Below are 23,487 nucleotides of genomic sequence, written 5' to 3'. Positions count from 1 at the left end.
ACAGCCTCCTATACCGCACATGGTTGGCCATGATTCAGAAAAGTATGGATAAGGTCATGGTCAATGCTAGTCAGTTTTCTTTCTCCATGGTGAGCTATAAAATAATCCAGACTGATCTTATCGATCGGAATGGGATAGATGTTGTACTCCGAGGCACACTCCTCGATATGTACACTTTCAGGTACAATGGCCACGCCCACATTATGCTTTGCAAGTTTTAATACGGTGCGGATTTCGTTGCTTTCCATTACGATGTTGGGTTGTATCTTGTACACACTAAGTAGTTGATCGATCTGTTTTCGGATCGCAGAGCCTTTGGACGTTAGAATAAGCCTTTGATTCAAAATGGTGCTGATATCAAAAGTTCCCTCCGGAATCACCGCAACATCCTTCTGGTATAATTCACAGCTACGTGGAATAACAGCTCGGTAACTGTGTCTGCCCCAGCTAACGGAATTCAAGTTTGGGGATATACTACTTGAATTTTGACCAATCCAGAAGTCCAGCTCATTGTTTTGGAGGCGTTTCTCGTTTTTTTCAGGTAGATCCTCGACAAGGTTTATTGTACAAGCAGGATGAAGATCCAAAAAAGCGGGTAAAAAAAGAGGCGTTAAATAAGAACCAAGGCTGGCAAGAATCCCGATCCGTAACACCTTGTTGCCGACATCCGATACATATGAGATTTCCCTCACAAGTTTGGCATAACTATGTTCGAGTGAAGTTAAATACTGATAATATATTTTGCCCTGCTCGGTTAATCGGTACGGCAGCTTGCTGCGAGTGATGAGTTCACAGTTCAACTGACTTTCGACTTTTTTAATCACCTTCGTGAGGTAGGGCTGAGAAATATAAAGTGACTGGGCAGCTTTGCTATAATTACTATATTTCAAGAGGCTGTCGATATAACATAAGATGTCCTGAGATTCTAATTTAGACATGTTCCTCATCCTTTGTGAAAAAAGTAACAAACTTTGAATTTGAGCTGATTATAACAAATTGGTTATCAAACTGCAATGAATAACTATTAGATCAATCTTCCATTCCTATGTTAGAGTTATGCCGAAAGAACAAGTCTGACATGTACGAATATCATTTCGAATGACAGAAAGGGGATTACGATGAACTATTTAGCTATTGTGGGCACGAATTCGGATGTATCAACGAACCGCATGCTGCTTCAATTTATGCAAAAGCATTTCTCGAGCGAGGCGAAGATTGATCTATATGAAATCAAGGATTTGCCTGCTTTTATTGAAAAAGAGGACATAGAGGATGCCGAGGTTGATATTCCTGAAAAGGTAAAAGACCTATCGGATCGAATTGCCGAAGCTCAAGGCGTGATTATCGCCACCCCGGAATATGATCATGCCATCCCTGCTGTTCTGAAAAGTGCACTGGAATGGATCAGCTACACCACTCAAACCTTGAAGGACAAACCTGTTCTCATCGTGGGTGCTTCACACGGCTCACTTGGCTCTTCCAGAGCGCAAGCACATCTTAAACAAATTCTGGATTCGCCAGAGCTTGGTGCGAGAATGATGCCTAGCAGCGAGTTTCTTTTGGGTAAATCACAGAGTGCATTTGATAACAGTGGCAGTCTCATTAATGCTGAGAAAGTAGCGGAACTGGAAGAAATCTTCAGAGAGTTTGTTTTGTTTACGGAGATCACCACTGAACTGCTGTCAAACAGGACGTTGAAGAGAAAAACGAAAAAATTTTCCTGGCAAGAGTAGGGGGCTAATCATAATGAAAATCATAGCGATCGTTGGTACTAATGCTAAGAAATCGTATAATCGCAAGCTGCTTCAGTTCATGAAAGAACATTTCGAATCCAGAGCAGCTATTGAAATCCTTGAAATTACAGATGTTCCAATGTTTAATCAATCCGATAACCAAACGAACAGTGCAATTATACAATCGTTTAACGAAAAAATTATAGCAAGTGATGGCGTTATTATTGCAACTCCTGAATATAACCATTCCATCCCTTCATCTCTTAAAAGCCTGCTTGAATGGTTGAGCTATGAAATCCATCCGCTTGCAGGGAAACCCGTGATGATCATTGGTGCGTCACAGGGAACACAAGGCTCTTCGCGTGCACAGCTACATCTTCGTCAGATCCTTGATGCACCAGGTGTTGAAGCTAATGTGATGCCAGGATATGAGTTTTTGCTTGGGAGCGCACATAAAGCATTTGATGAATCAGGTAAGCTGAACCATGAAGGAACAATTGATTTCCTGGAGGTATGTTTCCTGCGGTTCCTTCGCTTCGCCAAAATTTCAAATCAGTTGAATGAAGAAGAAGAGTTTACCTATAAACCGGGTGTATATGAGGTCAACGCCATAGGTCATAGTGGAAATCTTCCGATGAAAGTTTCCTTTAGTGAAAATCGAATCGAGAGTATCGATATCGATGCGAAGGGGGAAACCGAGGGCATCGCCGATGTTGTTTTTGTAAGAATTCCGAATAAAATTATCGAGGGGCAGACGCTCAATGTGGATGCACTCTCAGGGGCTTCTGAAACCAGTAACGCTGTCATCAACGGGGTAGCCAAGGCGGTTAAGCTGGCCGGAGTGAATCCGGACATTCTGAAAAGACGTGCAAAACCTGTGAGCAGCCAGATGAAGGACGACGAAGAGTACACTTGTGATGTGGTCGTTGTAGGTGGAGGTGGTGCCGGACTAAGTGCTGCTGCTACCGCTTTACAACAGGGAGCAAGTGCAATCGTTCTTGAAAAATACCCTGCCGTTGGGGGGAACACGATCCGTTCAGGTGGTCCTGTCAATGCAGCAGATCCTTTATGGCAACAACAGTTTAGTGAGAACCCAGGAGAAAGACAGACGATTGAGAATTTATTAAGTACCGATGAGAGCTTGATTCATCCAGAATATATCGATGATTTCCATGCACTAAAAGAAGAGTTTGCAGCGTATCAGGACAAATTCGGAACAGAAAAAGCTTATCTATTCGACTCATCACTGCTGCACAGAATGCAAACGTATTTCGGGGGTAAACGTACGGATCTGAATGGCAACATGATCTATGGACAATACGATCTGGTCAAAGTACTTACAGACCGTGCCCTGGAAAGTGTGACGTGGCTTGAGGAGATCGGTGTCGAATATGATAAGAGCATCGTATTTGCTCCGGTTGGCGCCCTATGGCGCCGTGGTCATAAACCTGTCAAAAGTTATGGATCTGCCTTTATCATCGCACTTAGCAAGTATGTAGAAGAAAATGGCGGACAAATTATTACAGATAGTCCGGTCAAACAGCTAATTATTGAAGATGGAAAAATCGCAGGTGTTATCGCAACGGGTGTCAATGGTCAGAAAATTACCGTGCATGCCAAAGCCGTTGTGCTTGCTAGCGGCGGTTTTGGTGCAAATACACAGATGCTCAAGGAATATAACACGTACTGGAGCCATATTGACGATGATATCAAAACAACGAATTCTTACGCGATGACGGGTGATGGAATATCGCTTGGTAAGAGCGCAGGAGCTGCACTGACTGGCATGGGTTTCACTCAAATGATGCCTGTAGCAGACCCCGATACGGGCGAACTCTTCAGTGGACTGCAAGTTCCTCCTGAAAACTTTGTGATTGTAAACAAAAAGGGAGAACGGTTCGTTAATGAATTCTCTGGCCGGGATGTATTAACCAAAGCAGCTATAGAGCAAGGAAGTTTATTTTATCTGATTGCGGACGATGAGATCAAGAAAACCGCAGCGAACACGAGCCAGGAAAAGATAGATCGTCAAGTCGAAGCAGGTACTCTGTTCAGAGCGGATACGATTGAAGAACTGGCAGTGAAAGTGAATATGGACCCACAGGTTCTCAGAACGACGATTGATAAATATAACTCTTACGTGGATGCGGGCTTTGATCCGGAGTTCCATAAGGATACGTTTAGTTTAAAAGTCGAAAAAGCACCATTTTACGCTACGCCTAGAAAACCTGCGGTTCACCATACGATGGGTGGCATCAAGATTGATACCCAAACTCGTGTATTGGATGAAAACGGTCAACCAATCGCCCATCTCTATGCCGCTGGAGAAGTGGCAGGAGGCATACATGCGGGCAACCGTTTGGGTGGTAATGCCTTGACGGACATCTTTACTTTTGGACGTATCGCTGGTAAAACAGCTGTTGATGAAATGATGTTGAGAGAGGGTAAAAAGAAGTAGAACTCTCATCGGATATAATATGATACTAATTTTATATCTTAATAAACCGCTATACACAAGGAATTCCGAGTGTATAGCGGTTTTTTTGTGAGAATAAAATAGCCGATTCGGGAAAATATATCCTTGACTGGAATAATAAAAGTTGAACTGTTAATTCACAGAAACGTAGAGGACAGAAAAAACCTGGAGATAACCACGATTGGATGGTTATTCTGTTCCTATTTAAGGAGCGTTCAGATGGTCGACGTTTTAGATTACAGAGATATGCCCTTCAGTACTGAACTGACGGTGAATGTGGATATTGTTAAAACGATATATAACCATTCAACCGACATCAAAACCAGAACGTTTCCGCTTGCAGGTAGCGGAGATGCATCTCTGCTGTTTATTGACGGCATGGTGAATGAATCGTTACTTGATGTGCATGTTTTGGCCCCGCTCTTGCATGCTCGTACGGATAAACCTCAGATTGACTTCGCATACATATGTTCCATTGTCACTACAAGCCAGCTTACCATCGTGACAAGCTTTGAAGATTTGTTAAAGTCGCCTTCCCTTTAGTGAAAAAAATATAAGCACGCTCACGCGGCTCCGGATCTCGCATCAGGAAGTCCATGTCATCCTTTAAGCCACGCTCCACCTTTTCTGCACCAAACAAGTAGACTTCGGAATGACCCCAGAAAATTTTGCGTGAAAACTTCATTTGCAATTGGGCTAGCGCATCCGCTATATTGACACCCTGGGCAGATTGCACAAATGTCGTGCCACTCCCGCCCGTTGCTTCTCCACCTGCCTGACGACTTTGCGTTGAACCTTGAGGGATCAAGATCTGAACACTCACTTCAATGGAGAGGTACTAGAGAAACATTCTATTCTGGAACGGAATACATCCGTTACGTGAGATGGCTGTCAACAAAACGAGTATCAATTCATCGATGGCCCATTTAATGGAGATGCTGGAGGATGAAAGTAAAGCGGCGCTGCTCGGCCCTCTAATCTTGCTCGGCATTATGGTGCCTCTGCTCCTCAATATTTCCCAAATCCAATTAAACAATCTGCAGCCAATTATTATGGACAACACCTTGTCTGTGTTGTTGCAGGGAGCTTTGCCGACTGCTTCATTTCTAGGAGACAATATACTGCTCATGATGATTCTGTCTTTCGTTGCTGATCCACGAAAAGGTGTAAAGGGCGCTATTCTAGGTTCCGTCATAGCAGGGCTCTTCACACTTCTTTCCGCGATGCAATGCATCGCCATTTTTCTTTATTCAACAGCATCCAGACAAACGTATCCGTTTCTTAATCTGGTACGTTTTATTTCCTTCGGTTTTTTGCAAAATCTTGACGCGGTCGTAGTCGCCATCTGGATTATGGGTATTTTCATCAAGGTGTCGTTATATTTGTTCGCAGCATCTTATGGGACTGCCAAGTGGCTTGGGATCAAGCGATGGCGCAGCTTTATTTTTATCGCAGCTCCCATAGCTATTATATTATCCATGCTGCCACGGAACTTTGTGGATAGTTCTATTCTTTTCCGAAAATTGTAGCCGTACCCTTTAATCTGCCCGTTATTTTTATTTTAGTGCCACTGTTGTTATGGGTTGCGGGATCCATTCGTAACAGAAAGAAGAGGAGTCAGAAGCAGCAACCGAAGACAACAAGTTGAGCATGATGAGATAGGAATGGTGGCAATATGAATTGGGAGCTGATTGTGTGCCCCCTGAAATAAACATCGGGATAACGCTGTAGTTTATCCGATATTTATTTCAGGGGGTATTTTGATTTTAAAGATAAATTTATGGTGAAGCCTGTTCAGCAGCTGCAGGTGTCATTGTTTTGCGAACAAGCCCCGGAAGTGATCTTAAGTAGAAGAAACTAACGGCGATTGTGCATATAGCCAGTGTGAGATGAAGCCATGTCACGTTGATCCATGCAGGGAAAGCCAAACTAATCGTCCCCAGTGCGATTGAATGACCGAGCATCATAACGGGTTCGATGAGTGAATTCACACGTCCCATATTCTGAGGCGGAACAAGCTCCGGAAGCCAGCTTCCAAGCGCAATGTTAATGGGTGCAATCGCGATGCCCGCGGCGAGAATAATAACGAAATAGAACTCTACACGAGTTGTGAGACCTAATGCCGTCAAAAGCAGGCTTGCCATAAATAGACAAGTGATAAGAATTGGCATCCTTGTGTAACGGCGGATCAGAATTGGACCAAATATGCTGCCAATCAAAAAGCCAATCCCCATAAAGACGGTGACAAGTGATGAATGGAAAACATACTGATCCGGGCTAAGTTTGTACTTCATTGAAAAGATCGGCAGGACGGAAAACACACCGTTAACTACTCCAAAAAACATGAATCCACTAATTAAAACAAGCAGGAGCCGGTTATGTATTATATATTGAAGCCCCTGCCAGAAGTCTTTAATGACAATAGAAAATCGAAGGTCACGTACACGATTCTTTCCATTCGGCATACGTGCGTGTTCGGGGAAATTGGCCCAGGCGAGCAGTGAACCAGACAACAGGAAACTGAACAAATCCACCATAATGGCACCCTCGATACCAATGAAATGGTAAGCCGTTGCTCCCAAACTCAGTCCAAAAAGCATGAATACTCCTGAAATGATCTGAATTAGTCCGGAAGCGTGAACGTACTGATCTTGACCAATGCTGCCTTGGAGAAGCCCCATTTCGGCTGGGCCGAAAAACTTGGAGACGGAACTACGCAGAAACAGGATCAGAAAACACATAAACAGCACGTCGTAGTGAACAAAAAGTAACAATAACAAGGTTAACAGCGCTCTGATCCAGTCACTGTATGTGGCGATATGTTTACGATCAAAACGGTCAGCAATCACACCAACAATCCAGAATACAGCCAGGGTTGGAAGTGAATACATAAGCTCTGCCATACTGGCTAACGACGGCTGGTTACTGAAGCGATCCACCATATAATAAGCGAATGCCATATTTCCAACGACATTTCCCAGTTGTGAAGTGAAGGTCGCCAGAAAGAGCTTCAAAAAAGTAGGGTTACGGAAAAGTTCCTTCATTTAATTTCCCTCCAGATGGTCAGGTTCGTGAACTGTCACTGGGTGAAGTAGCGTTTTTAGATACGCGATCAACGCTTCAAACTGCATGCTGGTTTTTGCCTTCTTCGTACCTACAGTGATGGAGTGTGTCATGATACCTTCCTGGTACGATGCAGCGAGTCTGGAGATGTCCATAGCTTCCATGTCAGGTGAGAACTCACCCCGCTCTATGCCGATCCGAATTAAGGTTGCAAAGTGGGCGATACCCGAATCGTAGCGCTCAATCAGCAAGCCCCGGCGTTCCTCATCCCGTGAGCCAATCAGGGAGTACTCATAGAAAGCGGACTGCAGTCCGGCATTGGGAAATCGGAGCAGATCCTCCAATTGCTGTGCATAGAGATGCTGAATGATTTTCCAGATGGATAACGACGAATGGATTAATGTTTCGATATAATCTTTGTGCCGCATATCTTGCCAATGAAGCAGTGCCTCAAAGATTTCTTCTTTACTTTGATAATACAGATAGATCCAGCCTCTGCTCATACCGGCTTCTTCGACAATATCTTTTAGTGTTGTTGCCCCATAGCCCTTTAGTTCAAATGCACGCTTGGCTGCTTCAAGAATTTGCAGATTCCGCTGTTCCTTTTGATCGTCGGATAACTTCGGAGACATCAGGTCAGTTCCCCCCTATTTTAAAATGAATCGTGATTTATTATAATATAAATGACACTGGATTCATTTTGCAATGGGCAATGGGGTAAAAATAAAAATTGATCTGTTTGAGGAATTGCTGATATAATATACTCTAATATGAGATATTTTCATTAAAATCCTTAAATTTCAATAAAAGAAACATAGAAATCATTTAACAACGAATATTTAATATGCAATAACGTCGAATATATGATTCTGAGGGGGATGTTATGCACACGGCACTGCTGTTTCCGGGTCAGGGATCGCAATACATAGGTATGGGACAGGAGCTGTTTACCAGTTCCGTATTGGCTAGAAGAACGTTTGAAGAGGCCTCAGAGATATTGGGATACAGCGTATCTAAACTTTGTTTTCAAGGGAGCCTGGCAGAGTTAACCCGTACAGACTACGCACAGCCGTGTATTTTGACGGTTGGCATCGCTGCCTTTCGTGCCTTAATGGAGAGTAGGGAACTTGATCCATGTTATTTGGCGGGCCACAGTCTTGGAGAAATTACGGCGCTAACAGCCTCCGGAGCATTACATTTTGCAGACGCCATTCGCCTTGTGCGTTTTAGAGGCATGTTGATGCGGGAGGCCCAGAAGCAGAAAGCAGGTTCAATGATGGCCGTTCATGGACTTAGCCCTCAAGTTATTGAAGAGGAATGCCGCGAGCCTGACTTCCGGGGGAAAGTGGTCATATCTAATCTGAACTCCAGCCATCAAACTGTCGTTTCAGGTTATATGAATACGCTTACATTAATTCGGAAACGATTTGTCGAATTGGGAGGTCATGTTACATCTCTTCAGGTCGACGGTGCTTTCCACAGCCCGTTCATGAAGGATGCAGCAATGCAATTGTATGATGAACTTTGTCGTATACCTCTTCATTCCATGCGTTATTCCGTGCTTTCTAATGTTACAGCGCTTCCTTATCCTTCCGAAACTTGCATCCCCTCTTTTTTATCGGAACAAATGGTAGAGAAGGTTCACTGGCAAGGTTGTGTTCAATTCCTTATAGAGAGGCAGGTTCACAACCTGATCGAGGTTGGACCAGGGAGAGTGTTAAGTAACATGCTGCGAAGGGAAAAGCTTGATTCTTGTATGATCCATTCTATAGACAAGAAGGACGATATACAGAAGCTAATGAAAGCATGGGCACCGAAGGGGAGTACAGCAGGTTCATATGCCCGTTATTTAAAAGCTGCACTCTGTGCCAAAAACTACAACATTCACGGTGAAACTTCAGATTATCTGGAAGAGATTTCGGAGCCTTTTCGGGAATTGCAGTGGCTTGCCAAGGCGGAGGAGTTTGCAGGCGGCAATGCTAAAGCTTTCGAAGCGTTAAAACACATTTTGGATTGCAAGATGACTCCTGCTTCACAACGGGGAGATATTCTCAGTCATATAGCTGAAGAAGGAGTGGTTCAGCATGTTTAGTACACTCAATGAGGCACTTTATCATCACACGGTATTGAAAGAGCGAGGTATCACCTTTGTTGAGGGGGAATTCCAAAGTGAATTTTGCAACTTTGATGAGCTGTATCGGTCCTCGATGTCTGCCCTGCATCTTCTAAGGAAGAATGGCGTAAGTGAACGATGTGAAGTGATTTTGCAGTTGGATAACACCCGTGAATTTCTGGTTGTTTTCTGGGCTTGCCTGCTTGGTGGTATCATCCCTGTTCCATTGACGGTGAGTAAAAATGAAGAATCACTCGCCAAAACGTTGCGTGTAACCGGTGTTTTGAACCGTCCTTTTATTGTAGCGGAATCGCGTCATATTGCCGAACTTCGGGAGCATCTGTCCAGCTTTCCAGATCGGAATTGTATTCTGCTGGATGTCCAGGACCTGATGAACCAGACCGTGGAACATCATGAGGAACCCGTTCTTGCTCACCCTGACGATATTGCCTTTATTCAGTTTTCTTCAGGGACAACGGGAGAGCCCAAGGGCGTCAAACTGACACATCGTAAGCTTCTCGCGAACATTTATGATCTGGAAGAACGTTTGGGAGCTACTACAGAGGATGCTTTTCTAAATTGGATGCCGCTGACTCATGACCTTGGCATGATTATGTTCCACTTGCTCCCGCTGGTCGCCGGGTTGAATCAGTATCAAATGCCAACCTGGCTTTTCATAAGGCGACCTGTACTCTGGTTGCAATCAGCCAGCCAGTTTAAGGCAACGATGCTCGCTTCGCCCAACTTCGGAATCAAGTATTTTTTAAATGCGTATCACAAAGCTGCGAACCAGCGTTCTTTTGATTGGGATTTAAGCCGAATCAAGGCGATCGTGAACGGTGCGGAACCTATCGATGTGGAGGCATGTCGGCAATTTTTAGATGAGATGGCTGTTTTCGGATTAGATGGGAAAACGATGAAAATGGGATATGGCATGGCTGAAGCTTGTGTGGCGGTATGTATTCAGGAGCAGCACGAAGCGTTTACGACCTACTATGTCCGCAGGGATACTCTCAGTGTCGGGGATCAGGCTCTATTTCTATCAAGCGAGGATGAAGCAGGGCTGGCACTCTCTGGAACGGGAACCCCGTTACGGAGCAGTCAGGTGAGAATCTGTGACGATTCTGGTCGTACTCTCCCCAAGGGTTTTGTAGGATTCATTCAGATCAAGGGAGCGAATATTACCGATGGATACTATAACAATGAAGAAGCGACCAACAATCTGTTTACTCCGGACGGATGGGCCCATACAGGTGATCTTGGCTTTCTTATCAACAATCACCTGGTGTTTACGGGGAGAACCAAGGATATCATCATCATTAACGGCTCCAATTATTACCCCTATGATATTGAACGAATTGCAGAGGGATGCACGGATCTGAAGATCAAGCGAATGATTGCTTGTGGGGTATACAACGAAGCGACAGGGACGGAAGAAGCAGCATTGTTTGTTTTGTATAGGGACAAGTTGGAAGAGTTCGGACGTCACGCGGATCAGATTCGCAGACATGTGAACCATGTGATGGGTATCCATTTGACCATCATTCTACCGATTTCCAAAATACATCAAACGACCAGTGGCAAACTGCAGCGTTACAAATATATCGATAAATACAGAGAAGGAGCATTTCAGAAGGTCGAAGACGAATTAAGCAAATGGCAGGAACTGCGAGAACAGGAAACACAGGTGCAAAGACCCAATGACACGACGCAGCAAGCGTTGTTTGAAATATGGTGCAAGGTGCTTGGCAAGAAATATTTCGGAGTCCATGACAGCTTTTTTGAAATAGGTGGAACGTCTATTCTTGTTATGCAGATGCTTGAGGAAGTGGAACTTCTATATCCAGATGTCATCACGCTGACCGATATTTTTGCATATCCTTCTGTGGCAAAGCTTGCAGAGCTGATTTCTGCCTCTCAGGGATTGTCAAGAAAGGAACTACAGTTACAAGCCGTGCAGTTGGAAGCGAACTACTTCGAAGCGGAGTGGAGCGGAGCAGAGAATCAGTATCGTATGATGATGGTCCCGTCGCAACGCGATCGGTTCAAAACATTTTGCCATGAGATGCAGGTTGCGGAAGAAGCGGTATGGCTTGCCCTTTTTTCGAACGCTATTTATGAAATATCGACGGGCTCTAAAGTGACTGTGCATACAATGATGGACGGCAAAGGTTGGATTGTACCTTTTCATGTGGATTTTGCGGAAGTGGAGAGGATAGAAGATCTGCTCATCTTGGCGGGTGTGAAGAAAAAAGTGGGCGAAGCAGAAGTATACCACACGAGAGATATTGAGAGATATGTGACTCGCATTGAACCGGGATATGCCCGCTGCTTGTTCGTACAAAAAGGCTGGCTGCATACAGAAGATGCCCTTCATGATGTATTTGACATGATCATGGAGTGGAAGGACACAACAGATGCAGCAGAGCTCTTTTTCCGATACAACCCTTTTCGAATGAGCGCGGTTCTTATGAAAGAATTGTTCCAGACCATTGCGGACTCAATAGAGTCTTTACTGAGTGTTGATATTATTTCCAATATATCGGTATCACAGTGAGTGAGAAGGGGAGAGCCGATGAAAAAAAGTTTGTTGCCTAGCCGTACAAAGGAAGAACATACTCCAGCTGCAATAATTGAGGAGCAGTCCGGCAAGGATATCGCCGTGATCGGCATGTCCCTTAAAGTCCCTGGTGCGGATTCGCTGGATCAATTCTGGAGCAATCTGTGTCGCGGCGAAGAGTGGGTGCGTGAAGCTCCTCGGGTCAGAATGTCAGCGGGTGGGCCAAAGGCTCCACGACGTGGTTATTTGTCTGCGATCGACACGTTTGATGAATTCTTCTTTCGTATCCCTCCTAAAGAGGCAGTACTGATGGATCCCTATCAAAGGTTGTTTCTTGAAATTGCATGGAGTGCAATTGAGGATGCAGGCTACGGCGGGGATCGGATAAAAGGAAGTCGAACCGGTGTTTATGTCGGATCAGGACATGAAAATGAGTATAAACAAATGATCACCTCATGCAATGCAGATTTGTTGTCGGCAGCCGCAGTCGGAAACATGTCCTCAGCTATAGCGAGCAGAATCAGTTACTTGCTTGATCTTAGAGGTCCAAGTTTGGTCATTGATACAGCCTGCTCTTCATCGTTAATTGCCGTTCATCTGGCTTGCCAGGCGCTATTGGCAAGGGAGTGTGATATGGCCATTGCTGGAGGCATTCAATTAATTCTTGACCCACAAGCCGAACAGCCTCAAATCGGCATAGAGTCTCCTTCGTATAGGGTACGGGCATTTGATGAAGGAGCTGACGGGACGGTAAGAGGAGAGGGCATGGGGGCAATTCTGCTCAAGCCCTTGTCCAGAGCGATTGCAGACAATGACCCTGTATACGCCGTGATTAAAGGGAGTGTATCCAATCAGGATGGCAAATCGATCGGCATTACATCACCTAACCGGGCGGCTCAAGAACAGCTTCTTATTCGTGCATGGGAGCGTGCAGGCATCCATCCGGCTTCACTGTCGTATATTGAAACGCATGGCACAGGAACACCAATAGGCGATCCGATTGAGGTTCGTGCTATTCATAATGCGTTCCGCATGTATACCGATAAAGTCCAGTTCTGTGCGATCGGATCACTTAAGCCCAATATCGGACATTTGTATCATGCCGCTGGCATTATTAGTTTTATTAAATCAGCGTTGGCGCTTCATCATGAACAGCTTCCTCCGTCCCTCCATTTCGAGAAACCCAACCCGCAAATCGACTTTGCGAAGTCTCCTGTATATGTCAATGCTCACTTATCGGATTGGAAAAGGGGCCCTGATGTACGCCGGTGCGGAGTAAGTTCTTTCGGTATGAGTGGCACCAATTGCCACGTTGTTTTGGAAGAGGCAAGCGACAGAAAAGAATTTCTTTCGCCCAATACAAAGTGTGGACCTGCCTTGCTCACTTTATCTGCAAGAACGCCGACCTCTTTGCGGTCTCTGGTCAATAAATATCGTCTTTTTCTTCTTACAGCTGATCCACAATCTTTTGAAAACATTTGTTATACCTCGAATATCGGTAGGGGCATTTACGAGTACAGGCTGGCAGTAATAGCACAACACTCACAAGAGTTAAGAGGCAAGCTGGCATTGTTGCAATATGAGACTTTCGCCGGGCAATATGGTGAATTGGCGGAGGGAATCTGGTTTGGTGGACCTGAACAGGAGGAAGCCTCAAGTTCTTCTAACTTGAACGCAACGATGCCAAGTCCAGGAAACGTTAATGTCTGGAGACAGACAGCTAGCCGGTATGTTTGTGGCCAATCCATTGACTGGAAAGCTCTGCATGCTGGTGGCAGTAAGCGTGTCATTTCAGTGCCGACGTACGCATTTGATCAGCACAAGCACTGGATTGCGCCTGCGATGGTTGCAGAGAGTATCAGGAGAGTACCCAACAAAACGGAGGGTGAAAAGGAGAAGTCAACGATGGAAAATCGTGTTGTCCAGGACACAAACATTCATTTCATCACAAGCGCGGTGCAGGAAATGATGTCGAATATTTCAGGATATTCTCCAGAAGATATCGGAGTAAACCGAAATTTCATGGAACTTGGAATGGATTCTATTTTGCTGGTCAATGCCAAACATGCAATCAAGAATCATTTTGGAGTGGATATTCCGATGCATATGTTCTTTGAAGAAATGTCTACTATCGCTGAAGTAGGGAAATATATAGCCAGTCAATCTCCGGAATTGCCACAGTCGTCGATTCTAACCGGGCAAACCACGGATAAGGGGGCGCAGGATGCAGCACTTAAGCAAAGTGTATATGTACATCCGTCTACAGCGGCTTCAGGGGAGGAGAGCGAACCGAGCAATCTACTCGTGACAGATACAGGTTTGGAGGGAATCGTTCAGAAGCAGCTGGACTTGATGGCTCTCCAACTCTCCATGCTGCAAGGAGTCTCTACGCGATCGGAAGCTTCTGTTAATCGCTTGTCGGCAGCGACGGCAGTGCATGCGAATAATTCAGTAGAAAAAGGTCATCACCACGATTTGGCGGACAGCTACAGTGAGCCCCCCATACTCACGGAAGTACGACTAAAGACAGATCGGCCCTACGTCCCGTTCCATACGCTTGAAACGCATTCGAAGACAGGATTTACCTCTGTGCAAGAGCAATTTATAGACCAATTTATATTGAGATACACTACAAGAACAGTTCAATCCCAGCTGCATACACAAGCTTTTCGTAAAATGGTCGCCAATAATCGTAATGTGGCAGGTTATCGCCCCCACTGGAAAGATATGGTCTATCAGATCGTTGTGGATCAGGCACAGGGTTCTACCATTACCGACATCGATGGTAACAACTATATTGATTTGACGATGGGCTTCGGTGTGAATCTGTTCGGCCATCAGGTATCTTTTATTAACGAAGCGGTGCAAGAGGCTATGCGCAAGGGGATGTGTGTTGGTCCGATTAATGCAACGGCTGGTCAGGTTGCATCTGCCTTGCATCAATTGACTGGTATAGAGCGTGCTGCGTTTTTTAATTCCGGGACAGAAGCGATCATGGTTGCCATGCGTTTGGCCCGTGCAGCCACGAACAGAAGAAAAATAGTCATCTTTTCGGGTTCTTATCATGGTACTTTCGATGGTGTTCTGGCCATGAGTGCGGGACTCGGAGGCACAAGCACGCCAATCGCTCCAGGGATTTTGCAAGGCATGGTTGATGATCTCATGGTTCTGAATTACGATCATCCCGAATCGTTACGGATTATTGAACAACATGCTGGAGAGCTGGCAGCAATATTGGTAGAGCCGGTACAGAGCCGTAGGCCGGATATTCAGCCGACCGCTTTTCTGAAGGAGCTACGCTCATTGACCGCTGCACATGGCATCGCCCTGATTTTTGATGAAGTCATCACCGGGTTCCGGATTCATCCTGGAGGTGCGCAGGCATGGTTCGGCATTGAAGCTGATATCGTGGTGTATGGCAAGGTGGTCGGTGGAGGTTTGCCGATTGGCATCGTCGCTGGAAAAGAACGATATTTGGACGGTATAGACGGAGGTATGTGGTCTTTTGGGGATGCCTCGTTCCCACCACATGAAGAGCGGAGAACTTTTGTAGCCGGAACGTTTTGTCAGCATCCGTTGGCTATGAATGCTGCGCTAGCAGTACTGCAGCGGTTGCAGGAGGAAGGGCCTGCTCTTCAGGAACAGTTGAACAGGAAAACGGCGGTTTTGGCAGACAGACTGAACCGTTATTTTACAGAAGAGTTGGTGCCGCTGGAGATTGTTCATTTTGGTTCCCTGTTCCGCTTTGTTCAAAAGTCTGATCTGGAGCTCCTGTACTACTTGTTAATCGAGAAAGGAATCTATATTTGGGAGGGGCGGAACTGCTTTTTATCAACAGCCCATACGGAGGCAGATCTCGATCGTATAGTGGATGCGGTACAGTCCAGTATAGAGGAATTGCGAAGTGCCGGCTTCCTGCCCCAGAATTCTCCTCCCTCGCCGGGAGGCGGGAGAAAGCAAGCTGGGGAATTATGGACAGTAGAGGCCGTTGAACAGGCTGAGGTTCATCCGCTAACGTCGGAGCAGACACAACTGTGGTTCGCATCTCTGGCAAATAACGATATGAGCCATGCTTACGTGGAATCTGTCGTACTTCGTTTGCAAGGAACAGTGGATACCGAAAGATTGCGGGGAGCCATTCGCTATGTGGTGCAAAGACACGGGATGTTGCGGACTCGCTTCTCTAACGATGAAGGTTTGTATTACACGGAGCCGTTTGAGAACGTAGCTTCGAAAATCATTTTTGAAGAGGCAGAAGGTTTCGAAGAAGCAGGAGGTTTGCCGGATTCCATTAAACAGGAATGGAACGGAGGTTTTGATCTGTCAGACAGCCCTTTAATCAGGTTTTGTCTGCTGCATATGGGGGATCAGCATTACAGACTCATCATGCAAGCTCATCATCTTGCGGCTGATGGCTGGTCGATTATTCAGATTTTACAGGAGATGGCTGGTTATTATACGATGCAAAATCGGTTTCAGTCGCCTGATTCTGTATTATTTTCTGCATTTGCACAGTGGCAGCTGAATCTGCCGCTTGAGGAGAAGCAGCTTGCTCGAGAGTTTTGGACAAGACGACTGTCCACTCCACTGCCGGAGTTGGTTATTCCGGCTGGGCTTTCCCGCGAATCGGATAAACCCTATCCAGGAATGCGTCTGTCTAGGAGCTTGAATACTGCATTTGCGGGAGAATTGAGGGCATTTGGCAAAAAAAAGGGTGTTTCTTTGTTTATGCTGATGCTTGCTGCATACAACATGCTGCTATCCCAAATTTCAGGTCTCCGGCAGATTACCGTCGGCATTCCTGTAGCCGGTCAGCTTCAGATGGGGTTCCCTCAATTGGTCGGTCAATGTGTAAATTTATTGCCCTTTTCAAGTCGTCTGTCGGCTGAGGAAGAACTATCCGAATACGCGACACAAATAAGAGGTGAAATGCTTGAGCTACTAGAGCACCAGCGCTGCTCCTACGTAGATATCGTTACGGCGCTAGTCACGGAAGGACAGCCTGTTTATCCTCCTGTCATAAATACCATATTTAATTTTGACAAAACGCCTGAGTTCCAATTCGAGGGCCTGACAGTTCAGCTTGAGTCTGTTCCACCAGCGGCTTTCAAATATCCGATCAGCATGAATGTTCTCCAACTGGATCAAGAATTGGTTCTGGAACTGGATGTTGGTCATGGGGTATGTAGACAGGAAGCGGCCGAAGGCTGGCTTGAAGCATACACCTTGTTACTTGATACTGTTGTGTCTAAAGTCCGGAAGGAAGGGGAGGCAGAATCAAGTTCTCGGTTTAGTTCCATACATACTTCATTATCGACACCATCGTTTGTTTCATCCGAGCATCTTGCTGTTTCCCTTAATTCGTACAGAAATGATATCACTGCCGAGCATAATCGGATCGATTTAAACGATATGTATCCAAGGTTTCACCCTCCGGTTACGGAAATGCAGATCAGGATTCATAGAATATGGCTTGAAATTATAAAGCTGGATAACGCCGGCATTCATGATCATTTTCTGACCGTAGGTGGCAATTCGCTTGCAGCCACAGTGATTACGGCTAGACTTCAAAAGGAATTAGGGATCAAGGTTCCTCTGAGTCTGTTGTTCCGCTATCCAACGATTGCCGAACTGGCACAGGTGTTAAGCGAGCTTCCCGCGGCTGATTTCATGCATATTCCGAAGGCGAGTTCAGCCAAGTTCTATCCACAGTCCAGTTCGCAGCGTTCGATCTTTACTGTAGAGAAACTGGGTAGAGCAGGTACGGCATACAACGTTACCGGACTAATCACTGTGGAAGGCCCACTTGATCTGCGACGCTTGAAATTGGCGGCCAACTTGCTGGTGAAGAGACATGAATGCTTGCGAACCTCCTTCGATCTGGATGAAGATGAGCCGGTGCAGCGTGTGTTCAGTGAGGCATTCATGGAAATTCCGATGCATGTGCTGGATAGAGAAGCAACGGAGGAAAGCCTTCTGGGCACCATTCGGCCGTTTGATTTGGAACAAGTACCGCTGATGCGGATTGAATACTGGACTGAACAGGAGGAGTCTGGACGGCAGTATCTGTTGATGGATATGCACCATCTGATTGCAGATGGACTTTCAGCTAATCTGTTGTTTGAAGAGCTGATTCGGTTGTATGATGGCCAAAACTTGCCGGTAGTCACGCGGCATATGAAGGACTTCACCCAATGGCAGTTGGGCCGGTTTGGCGCAGGGGATATGAGGGAGAGTAAAAAATACTGGAGTCAGCAGTTCAAAGACGGAATTCCGCGGCTGGACTGGGGAATACATCATCAGCGACCTGCTATCCGCAGTTTCGAAGGAGAAAGATACGGGTTCAAGTTGCCTGACGAAATCTTGGCACGCATTAAGGCCTATGCCGCGGCGGAGAAGGTTACTTTATACAGCTATTTCTTAGCCGCTTATTATGTGTTGTTATCTAAATATTCTGCCCAAGAGCATATCATGGTTGGTACAACGGCATCGGGCCGGATGTATTCGGATCTCGAACGAATTCCTGGTATGTTCGTCAACACCATTCCGTTGCGAACCCATCTCGCAACAGACCAATGTTTCTCCAAACTGATCCATGAAGTACAGATGAATGCGGTGGATGCATTTGAGCATCAGGAATATCCTTTGGAACGGTGGAGCGCTCTTGAGAACGAGGAGCGTGATCCGGGTCGGAATTCATTATTTGACGCGGTCTATGTTTATCAACATAAGGCACTTTCGAACGAGCCACTAATTGGCGGTGGTGTCAGATTCACGGTATCCGAGTATAAAAACAGAATTGCCAAGTTTGACTTGACGCTGGAAGTTGTAGAGGGACATGGTGAACTGCATCTGGATCTCGAATATTGTACAGCAGTATTTCACCCTGAAGCCATAAGAACGATGGCTGGACACTTGAGCACCATTTTGGAAGCTGTATCTAATCATCCTGACGTTTCAATCTCGGAAATCAGCTTGCTTAATGCTTCGGAAACGGTGCAGCTTTTACATGAATTTAATGAAACGGATAACTGGCATCAGCCTGATCAACCAATGTTTGCACTGTTTGAGGAACAGGTACAACGTACACCTGATGCCATTGCGATATCCTGTGCAGGAGTGCAACTAACCTACCTGGAGCTTAACAAGAGAGCCGATCAATTTGCTCACGTTCTGAAGGAGCAGGGAGTGCTTCGCGAGATGGCGGTTGGACTAGTTATGAAGCGAACTCCCGATCTGCTGGCAGCCATCCTGGGAATTTGGAAAGCGGGTGCCTGTTATGTACCTATCGATCCGTCTTACCCGAAGGACCGTATCCGTTATATATTAGCCGACTGCAAGGCACAGTGGGTCATTGCCGATGTAGCCTATGAGGAGCTGTCCCATTTTTCGGGTTCTCTGATCATGGTTGAGGAAGTATACGAGATTGTACCCTTAACACCAGTGAACCTCGAACGGGTTGCCGGGCCTGACGATCTGGCCTACATTATCTATACATCAGGTTCTACGGGCAAGCCGAAGGGCGTTATGGTGGAACATCGGGGCTTGAGCAACTACATCCGTTGGGCAGATCAAACCTATGTGCGCGGGGATCGGGTTCGTTTTCCGCTGTATTCATCCATTTCTTTCGATTTGACGGTAACGTCGATGTTTACACCGCTATTATCAGGGAACCAAATTATTATATATCCCGAAGATGTGGAGTTTGCGCTTGAACGGATTTGTGAAGATGATGAAGTGGATATCATTAAATTAACGCCTTCTCATCTGAAGCTGCTGTCTCTTTATAAAACGGAAGGATCAAGCTTGAAGCGTTTTATCGTGGGGGGTGAAGCATTCGAGACCTTCGCTGCAGCAGACATTACTTCGCTGTTCGGTCCGCATGTTGAAGTATATAACGAGTACGGCCCTACTGAGACTGTAGTCGGCTGTATGATCCATAAATATGATCCAGATGAAACATACAGTCAGGTGCCTATTGGCTGGCCGATTGACAATATGAGGTTATATATTTCCGATGAAAAAGGGGATTTGCAGGCGAAACATCTGCCTGGTGAACTGTGTATTGCCGGTATTGGCGTAGCCAGAGGATATGCGAACCAGCCGGAGCTGACCAAGGAAAGATTCGTCTCGGACTGGTTTCATGAACCCGGCAAGATTTACCGTACCGGGGATCTGGTGCGTTGGTTGCCAGCTGGTGGAATGGAGTATTTAGGAAGAATCGATGAACAAGTTAAAATTCGGGGTCATCGAATTGAAATAGGAGAAATTCGCAATTTGCTGCTGGAATATTCATCGATTCGCGAAGCAACGGTGATCGTGAAGGAGACTGAAAGCAGCGGAAAGTGTTTGTGTGCCTTCTATGTCTCGGCAGAAAACCTGGATACTGCGGAGCTGGAGAGTTATCTCTCGACATATCTGCCTCCATATATGTTGCCGGCTGAGTATATCCGTTTGGATCGACTCCCGCTTTCTGCCAACGGCAAGGTAGATATCAAAAAGCTGCCCGTTATCTCGGCAGAGCCGACGCAGTCCAAGCTTCCACTGCAGGTGGACATCCCTGGTGAGGCAGAGCTGTTGCATGCATGGCGTGAAATTCTAAGAAGGCCTGATGCCAGCAGAGATGATCACTTTATGCGACTTGGTGGGGATTCGATCAAGGCGATCCAGATTGCGGCTCGTATGAAAAAGTGTGGGTATCGGCTGGAGTCGGCTGAAATTTTACGTTTGAAAACGGTGAGCAGCATTGCCCCGATGCTTATGCCGATGGAGGAGGTAACGCCTTATAGAGCTTCAGAGCTTCTAGAAGGTGATGTGCCCCTCTCGCCTATACAGCATTGGTTTTTCAAGCAAAACTTTGCCGAAATGAATTATTGGAATAACAGTGTGACGCTGATTAGTGTTACGAGGTTCAAAGAAGAACTTGTCAGAGAATCGCTCAGGTTGCTTACGGTTCATCATGATGCACTACGAATGAGGTTTAAGCGAGAAGGCAACCACATCAAGCAATTGTGTGAAAATGCAGATCGGCAGGCTTTTGCCTTTCATGTTGCCAAGTCATTGGAGTGGACGAATACCGAGAAATTTAACGCTATCACGGAACGAATGACGGAAGATATGCACCGGGCAATGGATATGGAGCATGGACCATTAGTACAGGTGGGCCTCATCAAGGGACAAGATCGGGATGAATTGATACTTACGATTCACCATTTAGTCATTGATGTCATATCTTGGCGCATTTTACTGGATGACTTTTATGATATCTACCTTGCTCTTGAACAAGACATCAAGCCGGTTTTACCTTCCTTATCCGATTCTTACCGGGATTATGCACAGAGAATGCGTACGTATGTTACCGTCGGGGAATGGAAGCAGGAGGCGCGTTATTGGAAGAATGAATCGGCTCGGCAAGTTTCGTCGCTCCATGGGGATGGGATAAACGTGAAGGGTCAGGTTCGTGATAGTGAAGTGGCAAGTCTTCATTTTACACAAAAAGCTACTGCGGCCCTCATGCAATCAGCGACCGAGCGATACGAGGCGGCAACATCGTCTTTGTTACTTGCTGCACTAGGCACTGCATTGGAGGCTATCGGTATTTCGGAGGGTCTCTGGGTCAATATGGAAGGGCACGGTCGGGAAAATTTCGGTGAAGGTGCGGATTATTCGCGGACGGTTGGCTGGTTTACATCACACTACCCATTTTATCTGGATACCTTCGCAGCCAGAACGCCACACCTTTATGTTGCACAGCTTCATCGTGAGTTGCAACGTGTCCCTCATCGGGGGGCCGGGTTCAACGTAATTAAGTACATGCTTCCAGAAGCAGAGACCAGATCATTCAATGCATTTGATATCGAGCCGCAAATCTGTTTTAACTATCTCGGTGAAATGGATGACCGTCGTTATCAGAATCTGTTTCGACTGTCGCAGCTTCCAATGCACGGAACGGAAAGTCCAAATGCGGATCGCCCATTTGTGATTACTTGCAATGTGCTCTTATCTGACGGGCGGATGCTGGTAGAGTTTGATTACAATAAACATCAGTTCAGAGCAGAAACCATCCAGAGACTGTTGCGAGGTTTCCTGAGTGGTTGTGAAACCATCGTGTATGCCAGTGAAAGTTCGACGTTTACAGACGAGGAACATGATGGATTTCAGCTTGTGCCTTCTACAGAATGGGATATCCTTCAGCAAACAGCACATTTGCCAATACTCAAGGCCTATCCACTATCGCCTATGCAGGAAAGTATGTTGTTTTATTATCTTCGCTTCCCGGATTCCACGGCTTATGAAGAGCAATGTGTCATTTATTTGCAGGGGAATGTCGATCCGGAGCGGCTAAGAAATTGCTTTCAACAGGTGGTAAATCGACATGATATTCTTCGTACATTTTTTGCCTTACGTGGCCTTGAACGGCCGCTGCAGGCAGTGGCGAAGTCATGGATGCTTCCGTTTGAATTCATGGATTGGACAGAGGAACATGGCGGAAGTGAATCAGAGAAGCTTGAAAAGTACCTTCAACAAAACCGTGAACGGCGCTTTAATCTATTCAGCGAGATTCCTCTGAGAGTAGCTCTCATTCGAACAGATGCGAACGCTTATTGTCTGGTTTGGAGTTTTCATCATATTTTGCTTGATGGATGGAGTGTAGGGTTGCTTCTCAGTAGTATCTTCGATCTGTATGCTGATCCGTCTGGTACGCAACCACATGTCCAAGCTCCGCACTACGGGGAGTATATCCAGTGGCTTGAACAACGAGATCCGTCTGTGGCTGAAGCGTACTGGGAGACTTATTTAGCTGGATACCGAAGTAAAAATACCCTGCCACGCATAAAGGGAACAAGTGGTGAGTATATTCGGAAGGAATTAAAACGTAATGTACCTGAAGCGCTGCAGGAAGCACTTAACCAATTATCCGTTGAATACGGTTTGACACTAAATATATTGTTTCAGGCTGCATGGGCGACGGTACTGCAGAATCTGAACGAAACCGAAGATATGATCTTTGGAGCAGTAGTATCGGGCAGAAGTATTGAGGTAAAAGAGATCGACATCATGATGGGTCTGTTCATTAATACGATTCCCGTTCGGGTAAAGTCCGCATCCGTTACCTTTTTGGAACTTGCATTACAGCTTCAAAGCGAGCAGATGGAGAAAGAACCCTATTCTCATATTCCCTTGTCAGCGATCCAGAAGTCTGGCGGCGGAGCAGTTCTGGATCATATCTTTGTGTTTGAAAATTATCCGCTGGAACTGCAGCTTCCTTCCGGGCTGGAAATGGTAGAGTACGATTTGCAAGAGTATACAAGCTATGATTTTAACCTGATCGTAGAGCCACATGAGAACTTCCTCGTTCGTTTTGTTTATAATCTTGTCGCACATCGAGCGGAAGAACTGGAAGAGTGCATGAATTGCCTGTTCTTTGTCCTCAATCAAATTAGCGAAAATCCGAATGTGTTGTTGAGTGAGCTTTTCCCGGATGAAATTACTACGAATTCAGATGAAGGAGAAAGTCTGATTAAATTCCATTTCTAGACAA

At 45.9% G+C, this 23,487-nt stretch carries 11 protein-coding genes; 7 read left to right on the top strand and 4 right to left on the bottom strand.

Annotated features, from left to right (window positions below):
- Window positions 1-8: 8 nt before the first annotated feature.
- On the bottom strand, window positions 9-938 hold the full coding sequence (locus tag ACR8BL_RS07000; RefSeq protein WP_434751933.1) for a LysR family transcriptional regulator: 930 nt from the start codon (window positions 936-938) through the stop codon (window positions 9-11).
- 180 nt (window positions 939-1,118) lie between these two features.
- On the opposite strand from ACR8BL_RS07000, the gene ACR8BL_RS06995 reads away from it, so the two are divergent.
- The 3 genes from ACR8BL_RS06995 to ACR8BL_RS06985 all read left to right on the top strand — a co-directional run bounded on the left by ACR8BL_RS06995 (window position 1,119) and on the right by ACR8BL_RS06985 (window position 4,752).
- Window positions 1,119-1,733 carry an NADPH-dependent FMN reductase gene (locus ACR8BL_RS06995; protein WP_434751932.1) on the top strand — a complete coding sequence of 205 codons (615 nt, stop codon included), beginning with the start codon at window positions 1,119-1,121 and terminating at the stop codon, window positions 1,731-1,733.
- A 13-nt stretch (window positions 1,734-1,746) separates the two neighbouring features.
- Window positions 1,747-4,191, top strand: a complete 2,445-nt coding sequence (locus tag ACR8BL_RS06990; protein WP_434751931.1) for a flavocytochrome c — start codon at window positions 1,747-1,749, stop codon at window positions 4,189-4,191.
- A gap of 237 nt (window positions 4,192-4,428) precedes the next feature.
- Entirely contained in the window at window positions 4,429-4,752 is a 324-nt protein-coding gene (locus tag ACR8BL_RS06985; protein WP_434751930.1) for a spore germination protein, read from the top strand.
- Here the strand turns inward: ACR8BL_RS06985 and ACR8BL_RS06980 are convergent.
- Complete coding sequence (locus tag ACR8BL_RS06980) at window positions 4,703-5,032, bottom strand: hypothetical protein (RefSeq protein ID WP_434751929.1); 330 nt, start codon at window positions 5,030-5,032, stop codon at window positions 4,703-4,705. The two genes, ACR8BL_RS06985 and ACR8BL_RS06980, sit on opposite strands and share 50 nt — an antisense overlap.
- A 61-nt stretch (window positions 5,033-5,093) precedes the next feature.
- Here ACR8BL_RS06980 and ACR8BL_RS06975 point away from each other — a divergent pair, with 61 nt between their 5' ends.
- Window positions 5,094-5,738, top strand: coding sequence for a GerAB/ArcD/ProY family transporter (locus ACR8BL_RS06975; protein WP_434756623.1), 645 nt, complete (start codon window positions 5,094-5,096; stop codon window positions 5,736-5,738).
- A gap of 249 nt (window positions 5,739-5,987) precedes the next feature.
- On the opposite strand, the gene ACR8BL_RS06970 is transcribed toward ACR8BL_RS06975, so the two are convergent.
- Complete coding sequence (locus ACR8BL_RS06970) at window positions 5,988-7,253, bottom strand: MFS transporter (RefSeq protein WP_434751927.1); 1,266 nt, start codon at window positions 7,251-7,253, stop codon at window positions 5,988-5,990.
- A complete protein-coding gene (locus tag ACR8BL_RS06965) occupies window positions 7,254-7,904 on the bottom strand; it encodes a TetR family transcriptional regulator (RefSeq protein WP_434751926.1) in 651 nt (216 codons plus the stop codon). It lies immediately after the preceding gene.
- A gap of 251 nt (window positions 7,905-8,155) precedes the next feature.
- On the opposite strand from ACR8BL_RS06965, the gene fabD reads away from it, so the two are divergent.
- From fabD to ACR8BL_RS06950, 3 genes are read left to right on the top strand one after another with little or no spacing between them, the layout of a single operon-like run.
- A complete protein-coding gene (gene fabD / locus ACR8BL_RS06960; RefSeq protein WP_434751925.1) occupies window positions 8,156-9,364 on the top strand; it encodes an ACP S-malonyltransferase in 1,209 nt (402 codons plus the stop codon).
- Entirely contained in the window at window positions 9,357-11,942 is a 2,586-nt protein-coding gene (locus tag ACR8BL_RS06955; RefSeq protein ID WP_434751924.1) for a non-ribosomal peptide synthetase, read from the top strand. The genes fabD and ACR8BL_RS06955 overlap by 8 nt, the downstream gene beginning before the upstream one ends.
- 18 nt (window positions 11,943-11,960) lie before the next feature.
- On the top strand, window positions 11,961-23,483 hold the full coding sequence (locus tag ACR8BL_RS06950) for an amino acid adenylation domain-containing protein (RefSeq protein ID WP_434751923.1): 11,523 nt from the start codon (window positions 11,961-11,963) through the stop codon (window positions 23,481-23,483).
- The last annotated feature ends 4 nt before the right edge of the window (window positions 23,484-23,487 follow it).

The organism is Paenibacillus amylolyticus, assembly GCF_051136285.1.
Classification (GTDB): Bacteria; Bacillota; Bacilli; order Paenibacillales; family Paenibacillaceae; genus Paenibacillus; species Paenibacillus amylolyticus_F.
Note: the sequence above shows the minus strand (reverse complement) of the source record. Positions and strands in the feature narration are given on the sequence as shown.